General features: G+C 72.2%; 19 protein-coding genes. 13 read left to right on the top strand and 6 right to left on the bottom strand.

The window, feature by feature from the left end; translation table 11 throughout:
* The first annotated feature begins 87 nt into the window (after positions 1 to 87).
* The 10 genes from ACFYOP_RS12380 (at position 88) to ACFYOP_RS12335 (ending at position 12,934) form a co-directional block, all read left to right on the top strand.
* Positions 88 to 2,505, top strand: a complete 2,418-nt coding sequence (locus ACFYOP_RS12380; protein WP_356896044.1) for a polysaccharide lyase 8 family protein — start codon at positions 88 to 90, stop codon at positions 2,503 to 2,505.
* A 65-nt stretch (positions 2,506 to 2,570) separates the two neighbouring features.
* Positions 2,571 to 3,269, top strand: coding sequence for a heparin lyase I family protein (locus ACFYOP_RS12375; RefSeq protein WP_388451406.1), 699 nt, complete (start codon positions 2,571 to 2,573; stop codon positions 3,267 to 3,269).
* Between the two features lie 151 nt (positions 3,270 to 3,420).
* Complete coding sequence (locus tag ACFYOP_RS12370; RefSeq protein WP_356896040.1) at positions 3,421 to 4,482, top strand: substrate-binding domain-containing protein; 1,062 nt, start codon at positions 3,421 to 3,423, stop codon at positions 4,480 to 4,482.
* Between the two features lie 28 nt (positions 4,483 to 4,510).
* Positions 4,511 to 6,286 carry a beta-galactosidase gene (locus ACFYOP_RS12365; RefSeq protein WP_356896038.1) on the top strand — a complete coding sequence of 592 codons (1,776 nt, stop codon included), beginning with the start codon at positions 4,511 to 4,513 and terminating at the stop codon, positions 6,284 to 6,286.
* 153 nt (positions 6,287 to 6,439) lie between these two features.
* The gene (locus ACFYOP_RS12360) at positions 6,440 to 7,750 is read left to right on the top strand and encodes an extracellular solute-binding protein (RefSeq protein ID WP_356896036.1); all 1,311 of its coding nucleotides are present in this window, start codon (positions 6,440 to 6,442) and stop codon (positions 7,748 to 7,750) included.
* Between the two features lie 64 nt (positions 7,751 to 7,814).
* Complete coding sequence (locus tag ACFYOP_RS12355; protein WP_356896034.1) at positions 7,815 to 8,717, top strand: sugar ABC transporter permease; 903 nt, start codon at positions 7,815 to 7,817, stop codon at positions 8,715 to 8,717.
* Positions 8,718 to 8,719: 2 nt separating this feature from the next.
* Complete coding sequence (locus ACFYOP_RS12350; protein WP_356896032.1) at positions 8,720 to 9,637, top strand: carbohydrate ABC transporter permease; 918 nt, start codon at positions 8,720 to 8,722, stop codon at positions 9,635 to 9,637.
* A gap of 38 nt (positions 9,638 to 9,675) precedes the next feature.
* The gene (locus ACFYOP_RS12345; RefSeq protein WP_356896030.1) at positions 9,676 to 10,656 is read left to right on the top strand and encodes a hydroxyacid dehydrogenase; all 981 of its coding nucleotides are present in this window, start codon (positions 9,676 to 9,678) and stop codon (positions 10,654 to 10,656) included.
* Positions 10,657 to 11,208: 552 nt separating this feature from the next.
* Positions 11,209 to 11,796, top strand: coding sequence for a dihydrofolate reductase family protein (locus ACFYOP_RS12340; protein ID WP_356896028.1), 588 nt, complete (start codon positions 11,209 to 11,211; stop codon positions 11,794 to 11,796).
* Positions 11,797 to 11,956: 160 nt separating this feature from the next.
* Positions 11,957 to 12,934: an Acg family FMN-binding oxidoreductase gene (locus ACFYOP_RS12335; protein ID WP_388451402.1), complete on the top strand. Its 978-nt coding sequence runs from the start codon at positions 11,957 to 11,959 to the stop codon at positions 12,932 to 12,934.
* Between the two features lie 347 nt (positions 12,935 to 13,281).
* On the opposite strand, the gene ACFYOP_RS12330 is transcribed toward ACFYOP_RS12335, so the two are convergent.
* Complete coding sequence (locus ACFYOP_RS12330; RefSeq protein WP_356896024.1) at positions 13,282 to 14,154, bottom strand: universal stress protein; 873 nt, start codon at positions 14,152 to 14,154, stop codon at positions 13,282 to 13,284.
* A 262-nt stretch (positions 14,155 to 14,416) separates the two neighbouring features.
* Between ACFYOP_RS12330 and ACFYOP_RS12325 the strand changes: the two genes are divergently transcribed.
* The 3 genes from ACFYOP_RS12325 (at position 14,417) to ACFYOP_RS12315 (ending at position 16,776) form a co-directional block, all read left to right on the top strand.
* Entirely contained in the window at positions 14,417 to 15,289 is an 873-nt protein-coding gene (locus tag ACFYOP_RS12325; RefSeq protein ID WP_356896022.1) for a universal stress protein, read from the top strand.
* A 543-nt stretch (positions 15,290 to 15,832) separates the two neighbouring features.
* Entirely contained in the window at positions 15,833 to 16,159 is a 327-nt protein-coding gene (locus tag ACFYOP_RS12320) for an STAS domain-containing protein (RefSeq protein WP_356896020.1), read from the top strand.
* A gap of 152 nt (positions 16,160 to 16,311) precedes the next feature.
* Complete coding sequence (locus ACFYOP_RS12315; protein WP_388451399.1) at positions 16,312 to 16,776, top strand: pyridoxamine 5'-phosphate oxidase family protein; 465 nt, start codon at positions 16,312 to 16,314, stop codon at positions 16,774 to 16,776.
* Positions 16,777 to 17,256: 480 nt separating this feature from the next.
* On the opposite strand, the gene ACFYOP_RS12310 is transcribed toward ACFYOP_RS12315, so the two are convergent.
* The 5 genes from ACFYOP_RS12310 to ACFYOP_RS12290 form a co-directional block, all read right to left on the bottom strand.
* A complete protein-coding gene (locus ACFYOP_RS12310) occupies positions 17,257 to 19,641 on the bottom strand; it encodes a phosphoketolase family protein (protein WP_356899656.1) in 2,385 nt (794 codons plus the stop codon).
* Between the two features lie 475 nt (positions 19,642 to 20,116).
* Positions 20,117 to 20,563: a hypothetical protein gene (locus ACFYOP_RS12305; RefSeq protein ID WP_356899657.1), complete on the bottom strand. Its 447-nt coding sequence runs from the start codon at positions 20,561 to 20,563 to the stop codon at positions 20,117 to 20,119.
* Positions 20,563 to 23,130: a multicopper oxidase domain-containing protein gene (locus tag ACFYOP_RS12300; protein ID WP_356899658.1), complete on the bottom strand. Its 2,568-nt coding sequence runs from the start codon at positions 23,128 to 23,130 to the stop codon at positions 20,563 to 20,565. Before ACFYOP_RS12300 ends, ACFYOP_RS12305 begins: the two co-directional genes overlap by 1 nt.
* An 80-nt stretch (positions 23,131 to 23,210) precedes the next feature.
* Complete coding sequence (locus ACFYOP_RS12295) at positions 23,211 to 23,546, bottom strand: hypothetical protein (protein ID WP_356899659.1); 336 nt, start codon at positions 23,544 to 23,546, stop codon at positions 23,211 to 23,213.
* Positions 23,528 to 23,821 (bottom strand): hypothetical protein, encoded by a 294-nt coding sequence (locus ACFYOP_RS12290; RefSeq protein ID WP_356899660.1) that lies wholly within the window; start codon positions 23,819 to 23,821, stop codon positions 23,528 to 23,530. Before ACFYOP_RS12290 ends, ACFYOP_RS12295 begins: the two co-directional genes overlap by 19 nt.
* Positions 23,822 to 24,030: the final 209 nt, after the last annotated feature.

The following is a 24,030-nucleotide window of genomic DNA, read 5'->3' as shown; positions in this document are numbered from 1 at the left end:
TCGAGGAAAGCGCGTGCTACAAACCGCGCACCGCACCACTCCCCACGCTGCCGGACACCGTCGTGCTCCCACTTCCGGAGGTTTCCCGTGCCATCGAACTGGTCCCGCCGCGCCGTCGTACAGGCCGCCGCGGCGGCATCCGTCGCCGCGGCCGTAGGCGGCGCCACCGCCCGTCCCGCCTTCGCGGCCGAAGCCGCCACCCGCAGTGCGGAGTTCGCGGCCCTGCGCGCCAAGTGGCGCGACCTGATGCTGGGGACGGCGTTCAACCCGGCCGCGGAGCCCTTCCGGGGGCTGCTCGCCGACCTCGGCGGCAAGGCGCGGGCGTACCTCGACAGCATGGCTCCCGCGGCCGGTTCGCTCTGGCCCGACCTGGACTGGGCCGATCCGGACCCCGACACCGACTCCGAGTCCTACGCCCACTCGGCGCGGATCGTGACCAGCTACAACCGGCTGAACACCATGGCCCAGGCGTACTGCCAGCCCGGCACGGGCGTGACCGGCAGCACCGGACTGCGGGACGCCGTCCTCGCCGGCCTCGACCACGTCAACTCCGAGGTGTACAACGACCGCACCACGCGGTACGGCAACTGGTGGAGCTGGCAGATCGGCGCTCCGCAGGCGCTCATGGACACCTGCGTGCTGCTCCACGAGCATCTGACGCCGGTCCAGACCGACAACTTCTGCCGGGCGGTCGACCACTTCGTACCCGACTCCGTCTTCGACAGCTACAGCGGCACCAGTACCGGCGCCAACCGCGTCGACCTGTGCCGCAGCGTCGTCCTGCGCGGCATCGTCGGCGCGAACCCGGACAAGGTCGCCCTGGCCTCGCGTGCGCTCGGCCCGGTGTTCCCGTACGTCACCTCGGGTGACGGCTTCTACGCCGACGGCTCGTTCATCCAGCACCGCAACGTCCCCTACATCGGCGGCTACGGGGCCGTGCTCCACGACGGCGTGGGACGTCTCATGGCGCTGCTGCGCGGGTCGTCCTGGGAAGTGGACGGCCAGGGCGCCCGGTTGTTCCTCGACACGATCGACCGCGCCATCGCCCCGTTCATCTACAACGGCCTGATGATGGACAACGTCTCCTCCCGCGGCATCAGCCGGGCCGGCACCTCCGACCACAGCCGCGCGCACCCGCTGATGGCCACGATTCTGCTGATCGGCCAGGGTGCGACGGCGGAGGAGAACGCCCGGTGGCGTGCCATGGTCAAGGGATGGCTGCGGCGGGACTACCACTACCCCGCGCTGGGCAATCCCGGCCTGGGCCTGACCCGGACGTCCCTGCTGCAGGCCCTCCAGGACGACGACTCGGTCAAGGCTGCCCCCGAGCCGGTCGAGCACCGGCTCTTCCCCAACATGGCCAGGGTCACCCACCGCCGCCCGGGCTGGGCCGCCTCCCTCTCCATGGCGGCCAAGCACATCGCCCACTACGAGTTCGGCAACGGGGAGCACGCCCGCGGCTACCACACCGGCGCCGGCTGGCTCTCCTGGTGGGGGGACGACTTCGGACTCGAACAGTACGCCGACGAGTTCTGGCCCACCGTCGATCCGTACCGGCTTCCCGGCATCACCGCCTCCCGCAAGCCGCTCCCGGACGGCGCGGGCGGCAACTGGGGCCAGCCCTGCCCGGACGCCACCTGGGTCGGGGGCACCACCGACGGACGGTTCGGCGCCACCGGCCAGCACCTCAAGGGGCTCCTCAGCACGATGAGCGCCCACAAGTCCTGGTTCTGGCTGGACGACTGCGTCGTGTGCCTCGGGGCCGGCATCACGTCCCGCGACGGGTTCGCCGTCGAGACGACGGTCGACAACCGGAACCTGGGTGCGAAGGGCGCCCCGGCCCTGACCGTCGACGGCACCGTCCAGCCGTCCGCCCAGGGCTGGTCGGCCGCCTTCGACGGCGCGCGGTGGGCGCACATCGCCGGGCAGGCGGGGTACGTCTTCCCCGAGGGGGTCGATCTGCGCGCCGTCCGTGAGGAGCGCACCGGGGCGTGGCGGGACATCAACGCCAACGGCCCCACCACCCCGGTCACCCGCCGCTGGCTGACGCTGCTCACCGACCACGGCGCCGACCCCGCCGACGCCTCCTACGCCTACGTCCTGCTCCCGGGCGCCGGCGCCGCCGCGACCGCTCGGCGGGCGGCCGACAGGGGATGGCTGAAGATCCTCGCCAACAGCCGTGAGCGGCAGGGCGTCCGGGCCCCGCGGGCCGGGTTCACCGCGGTCAACTTCTGGGCTCCGGGGACGGTCGGCGGGATCACGGCCAGTGCGCCCGCGTCCGTGCTGATCCGGGAGAACCGGGACGGCACGGCCACCGTCGTCGTCTCGGATCCGGCACGCCGGGCCGCCGCCCTGGAGATCGTCTGGGACCGCGCCGTCTCCGCCGTGCTGTCCAAGCCGGCCACGGTGACGTCGGCCCGCACCGGCGAGGCGCTGCGACTCGCCTTCGGCGACCTCACCGGCCAGGCCGGCGCCCCGCAGCAGATCCGGGTCCGCCTCACCTGACGCGAAGTCCGTCTCACCTGCCCGGAAAGATCACGATGCCTCCCACACGGATGCGTACGTTCCGTATGTCCCGCACCGTCCTCGGCCTGGCCGCCGGGACCGCCGCGATGACGCTCGTCATGGCGACGGACGCCTGTGCCGCCGTCCTCTGGGACGGTGACGCCGCCAAGGGTCCCGGAGTGTTCGAGACCGTGCTGTGCCCCTCGCCGGGCGGCGTGAGCGTCAAGAACTGGGGCGACGCGCACGGCGACTTCTTCGAGTTCCTGAAGCCCGCCGGTTCCGAACGCTGCGAAGCCCACAGCGTCAACCGGCCCGAACTGCTGCGGAACGACGCGACGCTCTGGTTCGGCTGGGGCTCCATGACGAAGACCGGCAACGCCCAGACGGTCTTCCAGTGGAAGTCCAACGGCACCAACGACCGGAACCAGCAGAACTACCCCGTGATCATGAAGGTCGAGGACAGCCGGCTGAAGGTCTGGTACGTCGCGCCGGGTGAGCGGTGGGTCTCCATCGGGAGCGCTCCGTGGGCCCCCGAGTCCTGGCACTCCGTCCAGCTCGGCATCACCACCAGCTCCGCCGACGCCGGCGCGGCCGAGGTCTGGCTGGACGGCAGCCGCATCGCCCGCAGGACCGGGATACGGACCTGGGACGACCTGGGCAACAAGCCCCGCTGGGGCACGTACGGCTCGACCGTCTCCGGTGTCTCCTCGACCAACTGGATCGACGACCCGACGCTGGGTGACACACGCGGGGGCGTCGACTGAGGCACCCGGACCCGCCGGACCCTCGCGACCCCGGACCGACCGGCCCCCTGCGCCCTCCATATGTTCGTTCGAGCAAGAACGTTCACAAGCGATCGATCGGACGCTAGACTGCCGCTCAGTGGACCATTGGACGACGAGGGGGCCCGGTCACGTGCACGCCGAGGAAAGGCACCAGGAGATACTGCGGCGGCTGCGTGAGCGCGGCTCGATCCGGGTCACGGAGGTGGCCGCGGAGCTGAACGTCTCCCCCATCACCGTGCGCCGCGACGTGGAGGCGCTGGCCGAACGCGGGCTCGTGGAGCGCGTGCACGGCGGGGCCGTGCTGCCACAGGCCGCCGGGGCGGGGACGCCGGACGTGCCGGACTCTCCCTCCCGGAACGGCGGCGAGCGGGTGTTCGGCCTGATCGTGCCGGCCGCCGACTACTACTACCCCGAGGTGATCAAGGGAGCCCGGGAGGCGGCCGCCGAACGCGGCATCCGTCTCGTGCTGGGCATCTCGCAGTACAACCCCGACGAGGAACGGGCGCAGGCACTGCAGATGCTCGCCGACGGCATCGACGGCCTGCTGATCACTCCGTGCGGCCCGGCGCAGGAGCGGAGCTGGCCGGCCGAGCTCGACGTGCCGTATGTGCTGGTGGAACGGCGTCCCGAGGACGACGCCACGGGCGCCGAGCGCGTGGTGACCGATCACGTCCACGGCGCCCGGATCGCCGTACGGCACCTCGTCGAGGCGGACCGGCAGCGGATCGGGCTGCTGCTGCGCGAGGACAGCCCGCACGGTGCGCTCGTCCTGGAGGGCTATCGCGGCGGCCTGACCGCCGCCGGACTCCCCGCCGCCGACGAGGCGTTGTTCCGGCTGCCGCCGCCGGGGGGTGACGCCGCGGAGCGGGAGCGGGTGCTCGCCGCGTTCACCGAGGCGGTCGCCGAGGGCCGGCTCGACGCGGCGGTCGTGCACAACGACCACGACGCGATCGTCGTCCTCCAGCGGCTGCGGGCCCGCGGCGTCGACGTCCCCGGTGACGTCGCCGTCGTCGCCTACGACGACGAGGTCGCCGCTCTCGCCGACATCCCGCTGACCGCGATCGCCCCGCCGAAGCACGCGGTGGGCGTCGCCGCCGTCGACCTGCTCGCCCGGCGGATCGCCGATCCGTCCCGTCCCCGGCACCGGATCGCGATCCTGCCGGAACTGCACGTGCGCTCCTCGAGCGCCTAGCCCGACCCCGCACGACTGGAGAACCCTCATGTTCGAGATCGCACCCGGGGGTTTCTCCCTCGACGGCCGTCCGCTGCGTCTGCTCTCGGGCGCGCTGCACTACTTCCGCGTGCTGCCGGAGCAGTGGCCGCACCGGCTGCGGATGCTGCGCGCCATGGGCCTGAACACGGTCGAGACGTACGTGCCGTGGAACCTGCACGAGCCGCGCCCCGGCGCGTACGACTTCGCCGGCATCGCCGACCTGGACCGCTTTCTGCACGCCACGCGGGAGGCGGGCCTGCACGCGATCGTGCGTCCGTCGCCGTACATCTGCGCCGAGTGGGACAACGGCGGGCTGCCGTGGTGGCTGGCCGCCGACCCCGCGGTGCGGGCGCTGCGCTGCCGGGACGCGGGCTATCTGGCGCACGTGGACCGCTGGTTCGACCGGCTCGTGCCCGTGATCGCCCCGCACCAGGTCACCAGGGGCGGCAACGTCCTGATGGTGCAGGTGGAGAACGAGTACGGCTCGTTCGGCACCGACACCGGCCACCTGGAGCACCTGGCCGACGGGCTGCGTTCGCGCGGGATCGACGTACCGCTGTTCACCTCGGACGGTCCGGACGACTTCTTCCTGACCGGCGGGACACTGCCCGGGAGCCTGGCGACCGTGAACTTCGGCAGCCGCGCCGGTGAGGCGTTCGACTCGCTCGCCCGGCTGCGGCCGGACGATCCCGCGATGTGCATGGAGTTCTGGTGCGGCTGGTTCGACCACTGGGGCGCCGACCACGTCGTCCGCGAACCCGGCGACGCCGCGGACACGCTGGCGGAGATCCTGGGCTCCGGGGCGTCCGTCAACATCTACATGGCGCACGGCGGCACCAACTTCTCGACGTGGGCGGGCGCCAACACCGCCGATCCGGCGACCGGTGAGCGCTATCTGCCGACGGTCACCTCCTACGACTACGACGCGCCGATCGACGAACGGGGCGGCGTCACCGAGAAGTTCCACGCCTTCCGCAAGGTGCTGGAGCCGTACGCGGACGGCCCGCTGCCGGAGCCGGAGCCGCCGGCGCCGCTGCTGCCGGCCGGGCGGGCGGGCCTGACGGAGTCGCTGCGGCTGTTCGACGCGCTGGACGCGCTGGCGGGCCCGGAGACCGATGGGCCGCTGCCGCCGTCCTTCGAGGACCTGGACATCGGCCACGGACTGGTGCTGTACAGCGGGCGGGTCCCGGGACCCCGGCAGCCGTATCCGCTGTCGGTGCAGGGCCTGGCCGACCGGGCGCACGTCTACGTCGACGGGACCTTCGCCGCCGTCCTGGAGCGGGACGCGGAAGAGAAGGTGCCGGACGTGCCCGTGCCGTCCGACGGGGCCCGTCTGGAGCTCCTCGTGGAGTCCATGGGGCGGATCAACTACGGGGCCGGCCTCGGTGAGAGCAAGGGCGTGCGGCGGGTGCTGCACACGCAGCAGATCCTGCACGGCTGGCGGGCCCGCGCGGTGGAGCTGGGGCACGGGACGCCGGGGAAGCTGCCCTGGGACGCCGGCGCGTCGGCCGAGCGGGGCCCGCTGTTCCTGCGCGGTCACCTCGAGGTGGCCGAGCCCGGCGACGCGTATCTGGCGCTGCCCGGCGGCGGCAAGGGGTACGTGTGGGTCAACGGCTTCTGCCTGGGCCGCTACTGGGCCTCGCGCGGCCCTCAGCGGACGCTCTACCTGCCGTGGCCGCTGCTGCGCGCGGGGGCCAACGAGATCGTGGTGCTGGAGCTGGACGCGGACCTCGGCGCCGTCCCGGCGGCCGTGGAGCTGCGGGACGCCCCCGACCTCGGCTGACGCTTGTTCGTTTCACGCGCCACTCCAGCTCGAACGAACAATATCTGATCCTTTCACGCACATTGCTGATTGATTGTTCACTTTCTATTGACTCTGATCAAACTTGGCCGAAAGATGTGCGTCAATTCGCAACGAACTCCCCAGGAGTCAGCAATGAAGCCGTCCTCCCCCGCTCTCGCCGCCACGGCGGCATGCCTCGCCCTCCTCGCCACCGCCTGCGGCGGTCAGGACCGGAGCGAGGCGGGCGCCGGCACCGCCGACAAGGCCGTCGAGATCACCTACTGGTCCTGGATGCCGGGGACCAAGGAACTGGCCGCCGAGTTCAACCGGACCCACAAGGACATCAAGGTCACGTTCTCCGAGATACCGGCCGGTCTCAACGGCGGCCACGACAAGCTCGCCAAGGCCGTCAAGGCCGGCAACGCCCCCGACGTCATCAACGTCGAGTACCAGTCGCTGCCCGACCTGGTCACCCAGGGCCTGCTCCGTGACTCCACGGCGGAACTCGGCGAGGCCGTCGAGGGCTACGCCCCCGAGTCCGTGCGCGGCATGGTCACCCTCGGCGGCAAGACCTGGGCCGCGCCCTACGACGTCGGCCCGCAGACTTTCTACTACCGCGAGGACCTGTTCGCCAAGTACGGCGTGGAGGTGCCCAAGACCTGGGAAGAGTTCGAGGCCGCCGCAAAGAAGGTGAAGACCGCCTCCAAGGGCAAGGCCCGCCTCCTGGACTTCTGGGGCGACGACGTCGCCACCTGGGCCGGACTCTCCCAGCAGGCCGGCGCCCGCTGGTACGGCTCCTCCGGGGACGCCTGGCAGGTCGACATGACCGACGACTCGACCAAGAAGGTCGCCGGCTACTGGAAGAACCTGGTCAGCAAGGACCTGGTGCTCAACCACAAGGCGTGGAGCCCCGAGGCCACCAAGGCCGTCACCGACTCCCGGGCCATCGCCCTGCTCGGCGCGTCCTGGAGCGCCGGCGGCATCAGAACCACCTACCCCGAGCAGGCCGGCAAGTGGGCCGAGGCGCCGCTGCCGCACTGGGGCACCCCCGCCACCGGCGCCGTCGGCGGCTCGTCGTTCGCCCTCTCCAAGGACACGAAGAAGGCCGAGGCCGCCGCCGAGTTCGCCATCTGGGCGACCACGGACAAGGGGGCCGTGAAGTCCCGTCTCACGGCCGGCACCTCCAGCGGCCTGCCCGTCGCCGAGGACCTGCGCGCCACCGCCAAGGAGTCCTTCGACGCCTCCTTCTTCGGCGGCCAGGACATCTACGAGACCGCCGGCTCCCAGGTCCCCCTGATCGCCGAGGGCTGGATGTGGAGCCCGGTGCACAACTCGACCTCGATGACCCTGCAGACCGAACTCGGCAAGGCCCGGAAGACCGGCGAGTTCTGGCAGGCGTTCCTGGCGGGACAGCGCGCGGCCGAGAAGTCGATCACCGACCGCGGGCTCAAGCTCGCCAAGTGACGTCACGTCCCGAGAGCCCGGCTCCCCCGCGCGGAGCCGGGCCCGGCACCAAGGAGCTCCACCCATGGCATCGACCCGGCTCAGCCGCGGACGGCACGCCGCACCCGCCTTCTTCCTCGCCCCGTTCCTGCTGCTCTTCGCCGCCACCCTCCTCGCCCCGATCGGCTACGCCGTCTGGATGAGCCTGTTCCGGGAGCAGGCGGCCTCCGGACTCGGTTTCGGCGGCACGAAGACGCTCTTCGTGGGCATCGACAACTATCTGCGTGCCCTGGGCGACGACGGCTTCCGCCGCAGCTTCACGCACATCGCCCTGTACTGCCTCATCTACATCCCGGTGATGGTGGGCGGCGCGCTGGCCCTGGCCCTGATGGTCGACTCGACACTGGCCCGCGCCAAGCGGTTCTTCCAGCTGGCCTACTTCCTGCCGCACGCCGTGCCGGGACTGATCGCCGCGATCGTCTGGGGCTTCCTCTACACCCCGGGGCTCAGCCCCGTCATCGACTTCCTGTCCGTCTTCGGCGCGGACTGGGACCTGCTCGGTCCCGACGCGGTGGTGTTCTCCATGGCCAACGCCGCCACCTGGCAGTGGCTCGGCTACAACATGGTGATCTTCTACGCCGCGCTCCAGGCCGTACCGCGCGAGACGCTCGAGGCGGCCGTGGTCGACGGGGCCGGCGAGCTGCGCACCGCCTGGTCCGTGAAGATGCCGATGATCCGCTCCTCGGTCGTGCTGACCACACTGTTCACCGCCGTCGGCGCGATCCAGCTGTTCAACGAGCCCGAAGTGCTGCGCAGCCGGTCGTCCGCGATCTCGCCCGACTGGAGCCCGGTCATGTTCATCTACCAGGCCGCCTTCACGGAGCACGACTACGGCCTCGCCGCCGCGGCCTCCCTGCTGCTCGCCGTGCTCGGCGCCGTGCTGTCCTTCGTCATCACCAAGCTCGGCAACCGCTGGAAGGAGGCGTGACCATGGCCGTCGACACGCTCCCCCCGAAGCGGCCCACCGCGTCGGCCGCCCCGGATGCGGCACCGCGCCCGCAGCCCGTACTCAGGTCGTCCTGGTCGTCCCGGGCCGTCGTCAACACTGTCCTGGCGATCGTCGCCGTGTACACCCTGATGCCGCTCAGCTGGCTGCTGGTCAACGCCACCAAGGACAACGGCGACCTGTTCGGCAGCCCCGGCTTCCGGCTCGGCGACTTCAACCTGTTCGGCAACATCGCCGACCTCTTCGCCTACCACGACGGCGTGTTCGGCCGCTGGATGGTCAACAGCCTGCTGTACTCGGTGGTCGGCGCGCTCGCCGCCACGCTGATCTCCCTGCTGGCCGGCTACGCCTTCGCGACGTACTCGTTCCGCGGCCGCGAGAAGGTGTACGGGCTGGTCCTGCTCGGCATCCTCGTGCCGCCCACGGTCGTCTCCCTGCCGATGTACCTGCTCGCCTCCGAGGCCGGCCTCGTCAACACCTACTGGTCGGTGCTGATCCCGAGCCTGGTCAACCCCTTCGGCGTGTACCTTGCCAGGGTGTTCGCCGAGTCGTACGTACCGAACGAGACGATCGAGGCCGCGCGCATGGACGGCGCCGGTGAACTGCGCGCGTTCCGCTCCGTGGCGCTGCCGATGCTGGCCCCGGCCTTCGTGACCATTTTCCTGTTCACGTTCACCGCCAGCTGGAACAACTTCTTCCTGCCCCTGGTGATGCTGAACGACTCGTCCCTCTACCCGGTGGGCCTCGGCCTGTTCAGCTGGAACGCCGTTCTACCGCAGGAACCCCAGCTGTACGCGCTGGTCGTGACGGGCTCCCTGCTGTCCGTCGTTCCGCTCGCCGTCGCCTTCCTTATGCTGCAGCGCCACTGGCGTTCCGGCCTGACCGCGGGAGCCGTCAAGTGACCCCCACGCCCGTCCGTCGCCCCCGCACCGTGCTGGCGATGGCACCGCACGTCCACGCGGCGCTCTTCGACCGGGCGGCGCTCGACCGGCTGACGGCACTCGCCGACACCGATCCCGCACTCGTCGTCGGCGACTTCACCGCCCCGGCGGTGGCCGCCGCCCTCGCCGAGGCGGAGGTGCTGCTGACCGGCTGGGGCTGCCCTCCGCTCACCGCGGAGGCCCTGGAGCGCATGCCGCGGCTGCGTACGGTGATCCACGCGGCGGGCTCGGTCAAGCACCATGTGACGGACGCCTGCTGGGACCGCGGCATCACCGTGGCCTCGGCGGCCGCCGCCAACGCCGTGCCCGTGGCGGAGTACACGGTCGCCGCCGTCCTGTTCGCCGGCAAGAAGGTCCTGCACGCGGCGCGCGTGTACCGCGAGAAGCGCACGTGGGTGAACGCCCTCGACGTCATCGGCGCCGGCGGCAACCACCGGCACACCGTCGGCGTCGTCGGTGCGTCCCGCATCGGCCGCCGGGTCGTCGAACTGCTGCGCCCGTACGACATGCGGGTCCTGCTCCACGACCCGTACGTCGACGATGCCGAGGTACGGGCCCTCGGCGCACACCCGGTCCCTCTGGACGAACTCGCCGAGCACAGCGACACCGTGACCGTCCACGCGCCCGAACTCAAGGAGACGTACCACCTCTTCGACCGCCGCCGCCTCGCCCTCCTCCAGGACGGCGCGACCCTGATCAACACCGCACGCGGCTCCCTGGTCGACACCGCGGCCCTGACGGAGGAGCTGCGCTCCGGCCGGCTGAACGCGGTCCTGGACGTGACCGACCCGGAGATCCTCCCACCCGACTCGCCCCTGTACGACCTCCCGAACGTCCTGCTCACCCCGCACATCGCGGGCTCCCTCGGCAACGAACTCGGCCGGATGACGAACGCCGCGCTGGACCAGCTGGAGCGCTACGCGAGCGGACTGCCGTACACGGACCCGGTCCACCCGGAGGACCTGACGCGCTCGGCGTGAGCGGGGACCGTGTCCTACGGGGCTTCGCCGCTGTCGCAGAGGCCGTAGGCGAGGTCGCCGCCGACCTCGCCCGGCGCTGAGCAGCCCGCCCGGCCCGGCGGGGAAATGGTCGCCGGTGGCGGGGCGGTGCCTGCTCAGTCGTCGAGCAGCCGCCAGGCGGTGAGGGCGACCTTGGCCCTGGTCGGTCCGGCGGCTTCGGTGAGTTCGATCTCCAGGGTCTTCGCCGGCTGGCGTGGGGCGCGGCCGGTCGCCGGCGAACCCCAGCCGCCGCAACGCCCGTGCCCTGGCCGCCTCGTCGCCGTCGGTACTGATCGCCAGTTCGACGAGGGCGGGGTCGGCCATGGTGGTGCGGGCCGGACCGTACCCGTCCGGGTCGCGTAGCAGGGGGCCGTACCCGCGGATGTACGAGGCGCTGTACGGCTTGATCGACCCGCCGCGCGACCGCCGGCAGGCGATGTGCGGCGACGCGAACGCCGGGGCCCGCGTGCCGTGACGAGTCCTGGGGCGGGCGGCGGCCGTAGTGTCGAGTCCCGTTCCCGAGGAGGACCTCTGATGCGCAGCGTGACCTACTCCATGAGCATGTCCCTCGACGGCTACATCGTCGGGCCGAACGGCGACTTCAACTGGACGGCGCCCGACGAGAAGGTCTTCCGCTTCTGGATCGACGAGATCCGGGAGGTCGGCGTCCATCTGATGGGACGACGGCTGTACGAGACGATGCTGTACTGGGAGACCGCCGACCAGGATCCGTCGCTCGACGCGCCGATGCTCGAGTGGGCGGCGCTCTGGAAGCCGCTCCCGAAGGTGGTGTTCTCCACCACGCTGCCGGCGGTGCAGGGCAACGCCCGCCTGGCCTCCGGCGGCCTGGCGGAGGAGATCGAGCGGTTGCGGGCCGAGTCGGGCGAGGGCGACATCGCGATCGGCGGCGCGACGCTCGCCGCCGAGGCGGCCGCACTGGACCTGATCGACGAGTACCGGGCCATGGTCTACCCGGTGCTGGTCGGCGGCGGCATCCCGTTCTTCCCCCACCACGAACGCCGGGTGGATCTCGAACTCGTCGAGACCCGGACCTTCAGCTCGAGCGTCGTCTACCTCCGCCACCGCGTGGCACGCCAGGCCCGGCCTCGGAGAACGGCGTGAACTTCGGGCCGAGTGCAGTAGTGGCCGCTCCAGGTGCCCCGGCAGCAGGCTCGAGCCGGGTGCCAGGGCCGTTCGGCCCGGGTGATACCCCCTTCGGCCCTCTCCGTCCCATCCCTCAGCGGCGACCCTGAAGGTGACCGCATTCTCGGAGGTGGCTTCGATGCCCGTCCGTACGCCTGACACGACATCGTTGACCTCGTGGGTCGCCGACGCCACGAGGGCACCGTCCATGCACAACGCACAGCCCTGGCGGTTCGACTACGCGAAGGCCGACGGTCTGCTGTCGCTGCGTATCGACCCTGATCGCCGGATGCCGCACGCGGACCCCTCGGCACGCGGCCTGCACATCGGGTGCGGGGCCGCGCTGTTCAACCTCCGGGTCGCCGCGGCGCATGCGGGCTGGGAACCGCGGGTCCGGCTGCTTCCGGACGCCACGGCCCCGGAGTCCCTCGCCGTGACCACCTTCGTCGAGAGGCGTGAGTGGGACGACATCGCCGGCCTGTATCCGGCGATCGGCAGACGGCGCACCAGCAGGGAACCGTTCAGTGACGAGGCCGTCCCGGAGGCTCTGCTCGACGGACTGCGCGGTGCCGCGCTGTCCGAAGGGGCACGGCTCGACCTGCCGGATGACTGGCAGCTCCAGGCCGTGCTCGACCTGGTCCGGGACGCCGAACACGAGGAGGAGCTTTCCCCTGCGGTGCGGGAGGAGATCGCCCGCTGGACGGCCGTCACGGACAGCGCCAGGCATGAAGGGATCCCGGTCCACGCCCTGGGGCCCCGTTCCTACGACGGCCGGGCCCCGGTACGGGATTTCGCCGGTGGCCGACACGTCGAGGGACGCGGATCCGCTGTGTTCGAGCAGTCGCCCTGTCTGGCCGTCCTCAGCACGCGGGAGGACACGAGGGAGGACTGGCTCCGCGCCGGTCAGGCCCTGGAGCGCGTGCTGCTGCAGGCTACGCAGGACAACCTCGCCACTTCGCTCAACTCGCAGGCTCTGGAATGGCCGGAGTTGCGCTGGGCGCTGCGCGATCCGGTGTCCGCCACGGGCTTCCCGCAGATGGTGATCCGCCTCGGCTACGGCCCCGAGGCTCCCGCGACCCCGCGCAGGCCCGTGTCCGACATCCTGGCCATCACCTGACGTGTGCGGCGACCGGGTCCGTACCTGACCGGTCCCGCAGACGTCCCGGCCGATGCCAGAGCAGGATCGGCGCCCGACCACCGGTGAGTTCTCCGGCGCCGGGCGAGGAAACGGCGTCGGCGCGTCGAGTCCGGCGGGACCGGGTGGGGACCGCCCGGCCTCGACTGCGCTGGTCGTCGCCCGCGAAGCGGCCGGGGCGGAGCCAAGCCGGGCGGAGTCAAGCCGGCAGGTGCAGCGGCCGGACGATACGCGCGCGGCCGGGTTGTGAGGGCCAGTGGTCCCGATGGCGCGCGGGATGTCGCCGGCCCCCTCGACCCGCCGGCCGGCCCGTCGGGCCGGGCCGACGGTCAGTCGTGCGGCACGACCGCGACGGGGGCCAGGGAGTGGTGAATGACGGCGTGGGTGACGGCGCCGATGCGGGTGCCGATCCGCCCCCGACGGTTCCTGCGGCCGACCACGACCAGCCGGGCGTCCCGCGAGGCCTCCGGGAGGTCCTGCGCTGGCCGGCCCTGGTGGCATGCCCGGACCACGGGGACACCGGGGTACTTGTCCGTCCACGGAGCCAGCGCCCCGTCGAGCGCGCGGCGCGCGTCCTGGGCGATCTCCGTCATCAGCAGCGGCAAGGCGCCCCCCATGTCCGGCCCGTGGACCGCCGGAACGGCCCAGCTGTGCAGCACCCGCAGTCCACACCCGTACCGGTCGGCCGCAGCGAAGCCGAACGCGAGCACCTCGTCGGCGGGGGCGGACACGTCCAGGCCGACCACGACCTCCCCAGCAGGACCGCTCTTTCCAGGCGCCCGGTGGTTATGGGGGCGTACGAGGACGAGAGGGCCCCGCGTGCGGGCGAGTACGGCCAGCGAGACGGACCCGGCCAGGAAACCTGCCAGGCCGCCCAGCCCTCGGGAGCCCAGCACCAGCGGTTCCGCCTCGTCGCCGGCGGCGCACAGCGCCTCGACGGGCCCGGTGGAGGTCCATTCCGTCTCGACGTCCAGGGCCGGGTGGCGCCGGCGCAGCCGCCGCTGCGCCGTGCCGAGTGTCCGCTCGCCCCAGCCGCGTGCCACGACCGGGTCGACGAGAAGCGTGCGCGGGTCGCCTTCGCCGCTCCAGGCCCGGAGCAGGCGCAGCGGCACGGCGCGACGCAGCGCCTCCTCGGCGGCCCAGTCCACGGCGGCGAGGCTTTCCCGGGATCCGTCGAGGCCGACGGTGACGGTGGGGGACATGGAGGGCTCCTCGGGAGACGGGGACGGCTACGCCTCTCACCGTGGTCGGCCGGGGCCGCCCGCACAGGGGGCCACAGGTCCCTGCCGGGGGACGGTGGTCCTCACGCGTGCACGGAAATGGGAGGCGGCCTCGCGTCTGGCCCGAACGGCGGGGACACAGGGCCGACCGGCTCTCGGCCCGGCGGCCCCCGCCCGCCGATGCTGAGGGAACAGTGAGCCGGCCGAAGCGGCCGTGCCCGTCGAACCGTAGGGAGAACATCCCATGTCCCGCGCCATCGCCGTAGGAGTGGACGGATCCGAGGAGAGCCTGGCCGCCGCCGACTGGGCAGCGCGCGAAGCGGCGCTGCGCGAAGTGCCGCTGCGCATCGTGCACGCCTGGCTCTGGCAGCCGCTGGACGTACCGGTGGTCCAGGACAGGCAGACGCAGGCCGAGGCCGCCGATGCCGTGCTGCGGGAGGCCCGGACGCGCGTCGCCGCCAAGTACCCGGGCCTCGCCCTCACCTCAGAAGTGGTGCAGGACACTGCGGTCGCCGCTCTGCTGGCGGAGGCCGAGGAGTCCGGCATGCTCGTGCTCGGTTCACGAGGACACGGGGCGCTCGTCGGATTCCTCCTCGGCTCGTACGGGCAGCAGGTGATCGCCGCCGCGACGCGGCCCGTGGTGTCCGTGCGGTCCCGTGACGCGCAGGCGCTTCGAAAGACGGGCGGTGAAGTGGTCGTGGGCCAGCAGGGCACGCCGCAGGACAGCGACGCGGTGCTCGGTTTCGCCTTCGAGGCGGCGGCCGCGCGCGGCGCAGCGGTGCGCGCGGTAAGGGCCTGGAGTCTGCCGCCGATCTACGCCTACGGCCCCGGCTCGATGCGCCTCGCGGACGAGGCGGGAGGGCTCGAGCCGTTCGAAAGGAAGGCGCTGTCAGAGGCGCTGGCACCGTGGCGCGAGCGGTTCCCGCACGTCCCGGTGACCGAGCACATCGAGATCGGCAGCGCCGGACAGGTGCTTCTGTCGGCCGCGTCGGACGCGCAGTTGCTCGTGGTGGGCCGCAGGGTGCGCCGCGGCCCCGTGGGCACCCGCATCGGGTCGGTCGCCCATGCGGCGCTGCACCATGCCCCTTGCCCCGTCGCTGTCGTGCCGCACGTCTGATGGCCGCGGCCCGCGCCGGGCGACGGCCGTGCGGCCTTCCCCGGCGCGCGGGCGACGGCCTCGTACGCGGTGGTCGCGGAGACGCGGTGGACGCGGGCGGGGAACCTTCGCGGGGCACGGCACCCCCTGGCCGGCTGGTGTTCTCGTACAGCATGTGGACAGACAGCGGCCCCTGCCGACGCCCTTGCGGGTTCGCCGGCAGGGGGCGCTGCACCGGTCGGGTCCGCGTTCTCGTCCGTGTTCGCGCCGCCCGGTGCTCAGCCCCCGTGGTCGGCCTTCGCGCCCCGCCGACGAGCCGCCCTGATCGTCCCGGCCGGCCAGGGCCTGGGTGGCGATGACGGCCTCCCCACCCCGGTCGGGTCGGGTTCGGCGTCCAGCAGGTCATGCACACCGCGGCGCACCACCTCGTGGTCAAGGACCTTCGGCCCCGCCGGCAGGGACCGGCGGACCTGCCGTCCTCCGCGCGCCCGCTGGTGGAGTGGGCCCACGGCAGTGCCGGGGCGACCAGACCCCCGGCCATCGCCTGTACGGAGAGAGGCCGCCATGACGCCGACCCCGATCAGCCTGACCCGGACCCCAGCGGACCCGAGCACGGTGGCCATCACCCTGGCCGGGGAGCTCGACCTCGACACCGTCGCACGCATCGAGCCGACGTTGAACCGCCTCACGGGCGACGCGGCGCGTGAAGTGCTGCTCGACCTCGTGGAGGTGACCTTCTGTGACAGCTCCGGCGCCGCGCTCTTCCTCCGTCTGCACCGGCGCTGCGTGGCGGCGGGTGTGCGTCTGAGGCTCTGCCGTATCCCGCGGCTTCCCGCTCGCGTCATCCGCGCCCTGGGCGTGGACCGCGCCGTGCCCTGCACCTTCGTCTGACCACTCGGCCGAGCCGGGGTCCGCCGCCACGGCCGGGAATCCGGCCATGGCGCAGAGGTCCGTTCGGCCCTGTTGCCCCGGCCCGTGCCGAGGGACGCTGGCTGCGGGCACCCAGGTGCCGGAGGACCGAGCCGGAGGAAGAGGTGGGCGCGATGAAGGACGAAGCGACGCGTCACGCGGTGGATGACCGCCGTGGAGCGGTGGCGCCCCGGCGTATGGCACAGCTCGACCGCGCCGAGGCGCTGCGGCTGCTCGCCAGCGTCTCCCTGGGACGCATCGTCTTCACCCAGCACGCCCTGCCGGCCGTCCGCCCCGTCAACCACCTCATGGACGGCGACGACGTCATCGTCCAACTGCATGACGGCGCGACACTCGCCTCCATCGTGGCACCCACCGATGCCACCGGCGTCGTCGTGGCCTACGAGGCGGACGTCATCGACCCCGAGACGCACATCGGCTGGAGCGTCGTGGTCACCGGGTACGCCCGACGGGTCACCGACGACGGCGAACTCGCACGCTACGCCGCCCGCATGCGGCCATGGGTGCAACACCCCGCCATGAACGCCGCGCTGCGCATCCGGCCCGACCTGGTCACCGGCCTGCAGCTCACCACGTAGGTCCACGGGACGGCATCCGGGCGGCCGGGCTCCACGATCACCGGCGCCTGTACCTCGACTGATTCCCCCGGCATCCATGCGTCCACGGCGGGGGGATCACGGCGCACACGGACGCGGTCGGGCACTTCGCCGGTGGATCGGACGCGGCGGCACTGTCTGCGGTCGCCCGGAGCGGCGCCGGCGTTGGCCACGCGAGTCGGCTGCCGCTCTCGTCGGGTCGCTCGATGCCGATCACCGCCCCGCACGGACAGCCTGCCGGCCGTGCGGGGCGGTCGGCGGCCGGACGAGAGCCGGTGGCCGGGGTCCGGCGCAGTAGGCGGTGACCCTGAGTCCTCCATGTCGTCCAGCATCGGCATGCGCGGGTTGGCGGGGCGCACCGGTGGCCCCGCGCCCGGTCCACCGGAGGGCAGGTCCCTCGCCGTCGGGGCCGAACAGCCAACAGCCCCGAAAGGCCGGGCCGTCCGGGTGCACCGGCACGGCTCACCCCGTCCATGTCCAGTCGGCGACCTCGGGCATGTCGGTGCCGTGTTCCCGGATCCAGGCGTGGTGACGGGTGCGGGCGTCCGCCATGGCCTGCCGTACCGCCACGGCGCGTACGCCGAGGCGGGGCACGCGGTCGATCACGTCCATCACGAGCCGGTAGCGGTCGAGGTCGTTGCGTACGACCATGTCGAAGGGGGTCGTGGTGGTGCCCATCTCCTTGTAGCCCCGCACGTGCAGGTGCGGATGCCCGACGCGGCGGTAGGCCAGCCGGTGCACCAGCCACGGATATCCGTGATACGCGAAGATCACCGGCTTGTCGGGGGTGAACAGCGCGTCGTACTCCTTGTCGGTCATGCCGTGCGGGTGTTCCTCGTGGGGCATGAGACTGGTCATGTCGACCACGTTCACCACCCGGACCGAGAGCCGGGGCAGATGGCGCCGCAGCAGTCCGGCCGCCGCCAGCACTTCCTGCGTGGGTACGTCGCCGGCGCAGGCGAGGACCACGTCGGGCTCGCGCATGCCGTCCTCGGTGCCCGCCCACTCCCACACACCGGCGCCTCGGGCGCAGTGGGCGCGGGCGTCGTCGAGGGACAGCCAGTCGAAGCAGGGCTGTTTCCCGGCGACGATCACGTTGACGTGGTCGCGGCTGCGCAGCGCGCGGTCGGCGACGGACAGCAGGGTGTTGGCGTCCGGCGGCAGGTAGACGCGGACGACTTCGGGGCTCTTGTTGAGCACATGGTCCACGAAGCCCGGGTCCTGGTGCGAGAAGCCGTTGTGGTCCTGGCGCCACACATGGGACGTCAGCAGGTAGTTGAGGGAGGCGACGGGGGCCCGCCACGGCAGTGCGCGAGCGGTCTTCAACCACTTGATGTGCTGGTTGACCATGGAATCGACGATGTGGACGAACGCCTCGTAGCACGAGAAGAGCCCGTGGCGGCCGGTGAGCAGGTAGCCCTCCAACCAGCCCTGACAGGTGTGTTCGGAGAGGATCTCCATCACCCGGCCGTGCCGGTCGAGGTTTTCGTCGGTGCCCAGAACCGGTTCCTGCCACGCCTTGCCGCTGGCCGCGTACACCGCCTCGAGGCGGTTGGAGGCGGTCTCGTCGGGCCCGACGAGACGGAAGTCGCGGCGGTCGGCGGTGGCTTCCATGACGGCCCTCAGCAGTCCGCCCAGCACTCGGGTCGGCTCGTGCCGGGTCCCGCCCGGTTCACTCACCGGCACGGCGAAGCGTTCGAGGGGCGGGATGGGCAGCTCCCGTACCAGCAGGCCGCCGTCGGCGTGCCGGGTGGCGCCCAGCCTGCGCTCGCCGTCAGGTACGCAGGCGAGCACCTGCGCCCGCGGCCTGCCGCACTCGTCGAACAGCTCCTCGGGACGGTAGGAGCGCAGCCATGCCTCCAGTTGTTCGCGATGGGCGGTGTTGTCCCGCACACCGGACAGGGGGACCTGGTGGGAACGCCAGGTCCCCTCGACCGGCAGGCCGTCCACCTCGGCCGGGCCGGTCCAGCCCTTCGGCGTGCGCAGAACGATGACGGGCCACCGCGGCCGCCCGTCCTGTCCGCCGGTGCGGGCCTGCTCCTGGATGCGCCGGATGCGGTCGACGGCCGTGTCCATGGCGGCCGCCATCACCTGGTGGACCTGGAGCGGGTCGTCGCCGGTGACGTGCAGGGGGTCGTGGCCGTAGCCCCGCAGCAGCTCGTCGAGTTCCGCTTCCGGGAGCCGTGCCAGTACGGTCGGGTTCGCGATCTTGTAGCCGTTGAGGTGGAGGATGGGCAGGACGGCTCCGTCGTGTACGGGGTCGAGGAACTTGTTGGAGTGCCAGGACGCGGCGAGCGGCCCCGTCTCGGCCTCGCCGTCCCCGATGACGCAGGCCACCAGCAGGCCCGGGTTGTCCAGCGCGGCACCGTACGCGTGCGACAGGGAGTAGCCCAGCTCGCCGCCCTCGTGGATCGACCCGGGGGTCTCGGGCGCCACATGGCTCGGCACCCCGCCGGGGAAGGAGAACTGCCGGAACAGCCGGGCCATGCCTTCCTCGTCCCGTCCCACGTCCGGATACGTCTCGCTGTAGCTGCCCTCGAGCCAGGAGTTGGCCAGCACGGCCGGTCCGCCGTGCCCGGGGCCCCAGATGCACAGCGCGTCGAGGCCATGACGCCGGATCACGCGGTTGAGGTGCGTGTGCACGAGGTTGAGGCCCGGGGACGTGCCCCAGTGCCCGAGCAGCCGCGGCTTGATGTGGGCCGGTTCCAGGGGCTTGCGCAGCAGCGGGTTGTCCATCAGATAGATCTGTCCGACGGCCAGGTAGTTGGCCGCCCGCCAGTGGGCGTCGAGCGCGTCGAGTTCTTCACAGGTCACGTGTCCGCCGTCCGGGCACTCGTCCTTGCGCATGCTTCCTCCGTCTTGTGAGTGGGCGGAGCCCGACGGGCCGGCCCTTGTGACATCGCTGAGTGTGTGCCCGGCGCCTTCGTACCGGTTGCCGCGCCTCTCCGCAGCCCGGGCGCGCCGTCGCTCGAGCCCTTTGACGCACGCGTTCCATGGTCGTGGGCGTGCCCCCCTACGGCACCGTGACACAGGCGGCGTGACGACAAGAAGGGCCGGATGGGCCACACCTGCGCCTGTCCGCGCCTCGCCGGGCGAACAGGGGCGACGGCCTTGCCACTTCCGGGACTCGGCCCTGCACAGGACGGCCGGCGGGCGGACGGAGAACGTCCTCCGGTACCACCGTGGGAAGGTCTCGTGCAGGCCTCGGCCCAGCAGCAACCGTGCCGCTCAGACGTACGGTGGCCGGCCGCCGATGTTCATGCGGTCCGGCCACCGGTCTCACCACGCGTCGCCGGCCCTGCCGGCTTGTCGCGGCCGCTGCTCAGGTGGCGGGCAGGGCGGTGGCGAGCAGGACGACGCCGAGTGAGCCGACGAGGGAGACGACCGCCAGGGCGCGGGCCGGGTCGGCGCGGCCCTTGGCGTGGGCGATGCCGTGTCCGGCCGCGGCGAGCATCACCAGGACGAAGAGGGCGAGTTTGGTGGCCAGCGTGCGGCCGTAGCCGGGTTCGGCGAGTGAGGCCCAGGTGACTCCCCTGTGCCAGGCCATGGCCCAGCCTGTGGCCAGCTGCACGGGCAGGAACACCGCCCCCGTCAGCATCCCGAACCGGCGGCCGGCCGCGGCGGTGAAACCGTCCTTGGCCTCCGGGGCGAGCAGATGGCGGGCCAGCGGCAGGACCACCAGGGAGAGGGCCAGTTGGCCGCCGACCCACAGTGCGGCGCCGCCCACGTGCGCGAACCGTACGAGAGACCACCAGCCGACGGTGTCCATCACTTGCTCACCTCGACCATGCCGTGCGCGCCGGCTTCGGCGTGGCGCATGTCGTGGTCGACGAAGGCGTAGTGACCGGCCTCGGGGAACGTCGTCTCGACGAAACCGCCCTGCGCCGGGGCCAGGTCCAGGACCTGCGCGCCGCCCGGCCGGCCGGGTTTCAGGAGATGGACGCCTTCCTTGTACACGGTGTCGAACACGGTGCCGACGATGTGAAGGGCGACCCCGTCGCTGGGGCCCGCGACGACCACCCAGAAGCGGGCCCGCTCACCGGCCTTCACCTTCAGGGGCTGCTGGGCGTACTGGTTGGCGACCCCGTTGAACGCCCAGGCGTCCGGCGTGTTCTGACGCATCTTCGTCACCTGGGGGGTGCTGCCTGGCGTGCCGAGGAAGAGCGCGGAGGACACCAGCATGTACTCGTGGTCCACCTTCGGGAGGCCGGGTGGGTCGATGACGACGGCGCCGTACATGCCGTTGCCGATGTGCTGGAGCATCGGCGCGGTGCTGCAGTGGTACATCCATGCTCCCGCCTTCTCGGCGCGGAAGCGGTAGACCAGGCTCTCACCGGACTGGATCGTGCGCATGGGCCTGTCGGGGGCGAGGGAGCCCGCGTGGAAGTCGATGCCGTGCCCCATGCCGTGGTCGTCGTTGACGAGAATGACCTCGAAGACGTCGCCGACCCTGCCACGCAGGGTGGGACCCGGTGCGGTGCCGCCGAAGGTCCACATCTGCTGCCTCACGCCCGGAGCCACTTCGACCGTGGTGTGCCCGGCGCGCAGTTCGACCTGGTGGACCGTACCGCCGGGCGCAGGCGCCAGGTCGGCGTCGCGTGCCCGCCAGCCGGCGGAGAAGTCGCCGGAGAGGTCGAGGCCGGTGTTGTCGGCGGCCGATGCGTGTCCCTCGTGTTCCCCGTCGTCGTGTTCCCCGTCGTCCTGCGCCGTGTCGCGTCCCTTGACGACGATGTCCATGGTCATCCCGGCCGCCTTGTGGCCCGGCAGGGTGCACCACGCCTCACGGTTGCCGGTGACCTGTCCGACATCCAGCACATGGGTGTCGCCCTTGGCGAGCATCGGGGTGGCAGGACCGTTCGCCACCTTGAGGTCGTGACGCTGGGCGTCCTCGTTGGTGATCTTCAGCCGCAGGGCGGTGCCCGCCGCGACCTCGATCCGGGCGGGTCGGACACGCATGTCGGCAAGGGTGACGTCGACGGTGCGGGTCGCCGTGGCGGCAGCCCCTCCCGTCGCGGAGGCGACCGCCGGGTCGCCGCTGTCCCCGCCGCTGTTGGCCACGAGCACCGCAAGGACGGTCAGGACGACGCCTGCGGCCGTGCCCCACATGGCGGGACGCCGTGACGCGCTGTCCGAGTCCGCGTCCCGTGGCAGCGCCCGGCCGCTGCGGACGAGGACGGTCACCGCCAGGACCACGAACGCGACGCCGGACAGAGCGGCCAGCAGCATGCCGGCCGTCGCGGTCGGGCCGGGCAGCGGGAGCGCCATCAGCACGACACCGGTGTTGAGCGTCACCAGCCGCGTCGGCCAGCCCCGCTCCAGCAGCGCTCGTAGGGCCGCCCGGTTCTTGGGGCCGCTGCTGAGGACGACCGGCAGCAGATAGGTGAGCGCGCCGATCAGGATCTGCACGACGAAGCCGGTCAGCAGCACCGGGAGCAGGGCGTCGATCCCGGTCTGTGCGGCCGCGAGCGGCCGGGCGACCAGCCACGCCAGATCCGCCGCCACCGCGATCAGCAGCCAGCAGGTGGCCGCGGCGAGCATCCAGGCCGCCGCCGCGGACACGGGCCGGTTGCCGCGTACGGTACGGGCCAGGAGGCTGACGGCGAGGGCCGCTCCCACGACGTAGAGGGCGAGGCCCGCCGCGGCCGGCCAGCGCCGGCCGAGTGCCAGCGCGGCGACCGCCACCAGCAGTCCGCTGCCGGTGAGCCACAGCACCCACCGCGACACCTTCGTGGTGCGGTCCTTCATCCGTACGCCCAGCACGGTCGGCCACAGCATGAACAGCGTGCCCAGGACGGGCAGACCGATCCAACCGAGCAGCGTGACGTGGATGTGCGCCAGGCGCAGCCCGGCGTACCGTTCGGGGCCGGCGGCAGCGCCGGTGGCCAGCAGCCCGCCGAGGACGGCACCGGCGATCAGGGCCGCCGTGGCCACCTGGTAGTAGGAGACGATCGGCTTGAGCCGCCCATTGAGCGCGCCCCTCCCGAGGCGGACCAGCATCACCAGGTGTGCGACGGCCGCGCCGACCAGCAGCGTGGCGGAGACAGCGGTCAGTGCCGGCGACGCGGTCCACACCCCGATGAGCAGCCCGGCCACGGCGAGGTTGGCGGCCCCGAGCCGGGCGGCACTTGACCGTGCGTCGGTGGTCCTGGCGTGCAGCAGGGCGACGGCGAAGTGCTCGCTCCAGATCAGGATGGCCGTGGTGACAGCGCCGAGCAGGAACATGTGCACGGCCAGCCAGTGGGCCACCGGCAGCGACTCCTGCGCCGCGACCGCGAACAGGGCCGATGCCAGCCACGCCACGACCAGGACGTGGGCGCGCAGATGCCGAGTCCTCACACCGGACGCCCCGAACCTGTTCGGGTACCTGCCGGGCCCACTCCCGTTTCCGGTCCCTGTGGGTCCGGTCGCGATGCTGGTCATGCCACTCCTTGACGCCGGGGCGAACCCTCGCCGCTGTTCTGGTCCGATGTGCTCCCGGCCGTGTGTCCACGGACCGGCCGGCTGTCCGTGCCGGGACCGCCGGGCAGCAGCGCGGCCGGTTCCCGCTGGTACGGGAAGGAGCCGGGGACGTAGCCGCACCAGGGTTCCTCGGCATACGGGTCGCCGGTGACGCCGTACGCCCTCGACCGCGAGCCGCCGCAGACCCGGCGGAACTCGCACGCTCCGCACCGGCCACCCAGGCGGTCGGCGTCCCGCAGCCCGGTGAACAGCTCCGAGGTGCGACAGATCTCCGTCAGCGGTGTCTCGCGCACACTTCCGGCGCCCAGCGGCAGGACAGGCTGAGCGAGAGGCCGGCCGCCCCCGCCGCGTGCAGCTCGCACAGCCGCTCCGCGGTGAGCGTCGGGGTCCCGGACGGGGACACCGCCGTCCGGACGCCGGCCTCCCGACCGTATGCGATGAGCTCGGTGAGGTCGGGGCGCTGGAACGGGTCGCCGCCGGTGATGACGAACAGCGGGGCGAAGCCCGAAGGCGGCCACCTGGTCCAGCAGGTCCTTGGCGGCGGCGGTGTCCAGCTCGCGCGGGTCACGGTCGGGCCCGGCCTCGGCTCGGCAGTGCAGGCAGGCCAGCGGGCAGGCCCTGGTCGATTCCCAGATGACGATGAAGGGCCGTTCTCCCGCGTCGTGCCGCTGGCGGCGGATGGCATGGGCGGGGGCGTTCATCGTCCGGCCCTTCCCCGCGCCCCGGGGCTGTGTCCGGCCATTCTGGAGTCAGGGCAGACGAGGCGGGCGGCCGGAC

This window comes from Streptomyces sp. NPDC006294 (assembly GCF_042870895.1).
Lineage (GTDB): Bacteria > Actinomycetota > Actinomycetes > Streptomycetales > Streptomycetaceae > Streptomyces.
The sequence above is the reverse complement of the archived record's forward strand: the minus strand, read 5'-3'. Positions and strand labels throughout refer to the sequence as shown.

What these genes read in the sequence shown, in the direction of transcription:
- ACFYOP_RS12375 (WP_388451406.1), top strand. Translation starts at nt 2,571, where the DNA reads ATGTCCCGCACCGTCCTCGGCCTGGCCGCCGGGACCGCCGCGATGACG.
- ACFYOP_RS12365 (WP_356896038.1), top strand. Translation starts at nt 4,511, where the DNA reads ATGTTCGAGATCGCACCCGGGGGTTTCTCCCTCGACGGCCGTCCGCTG.
- ACFYOP_RS12360 (WP_356896036.1), top strand. Translation starts at nt 6,440, where the DNA reads ATGAAGCCGTCCTCCCCCGCTCTCGCCGCCACGGCGGCATGCCTCGCC.
- ACFYOP_RS12355 (WP_356896034.1), top strand. Translation starts at nt 7,815, where the DNA reads ATGGCATCGACCCGGCTCAGCCGCGGACGGCACGCCGCACCCGCCTTC.
- ACFYOP_RS12350 (WP_356896032.1), top strand. Translation starts at nt 8,720, where the DNA reads ATGGCCGTCGACACGCTCCCCCCGAAGCGGCCCACCGCGTCGGCCGCC.
- ACFYOP_RS12345 (WP_356896030.1), top strand. Translation starts at nt 9,676, where the DNA reads ATGGCACCGCACGTCCACGCGGCGCTCTTCGACCGGGCGGCGCTCGAC.
- ACFYOP_RS12340 (WP_356896028.1), top strand. Translation starts at nt 11,209, where the DNA reads ATGCGCAGCGTGACCTACTCCATGAGCATGTCCCTCGACGGCTACATC.
- ACFYOP_RS12335 (WP_388451402.1), top strand. Translation starts at nt 11,957, where the DNA reads ATGCCCGTCCGTACGCCTGACACGACATCGTTGACCTCGTGGGTCGCC.
- ACFYOP_RS12330 (WP_356896024.1), bottom strand. Translation starts at nt 14,154, where the DNA reads ATGTCCCCCACCGTCACCGTCGGCCTCGACGGATCCCGGGAAAGCCTC.
- ACFYOP_RS12325 (WP_356896022.1), top strand. Translation starts at nt 14,417, where the DNA reads ATGTCCCGCGCCATCGCCGTAGGAGTGGACGGATCCGAGGAGAGCCTG.
- ACFYOP_RS12320 (WP_356896020.1), top strand. Translation starts at nt 15,833, where the DNA reads ATGACGCCGACCCCGATCAGCCTGACCCGGACCCCAGCGGACCCGAGC.
- ACFYOP_RS12315 (WP_388451399.1), top strand. Translation starts at nt 16,312, where the DNA reads ATGAAGGACGAAGCGACGCGTCACGCGGTGGATGACCGCCGTGGAGCG.
- ACFYOP_RS12310 (WP_356899656.1), bottom strand. Translation starts at nt 19,641, where the DNA reads ATGCGCAAGGACGAGTGCCCGGACGGCGGACACGTGACCTGTGAAGAA.
- ACFYOP_RS12305 (WP_356899657.1), bottom strand. Translation starts at nt 20,563, where the DNA reads ATGGACACCGTCGGCTGGTGGTCTCTCGTACGGTTCGCGCACGTGGGC.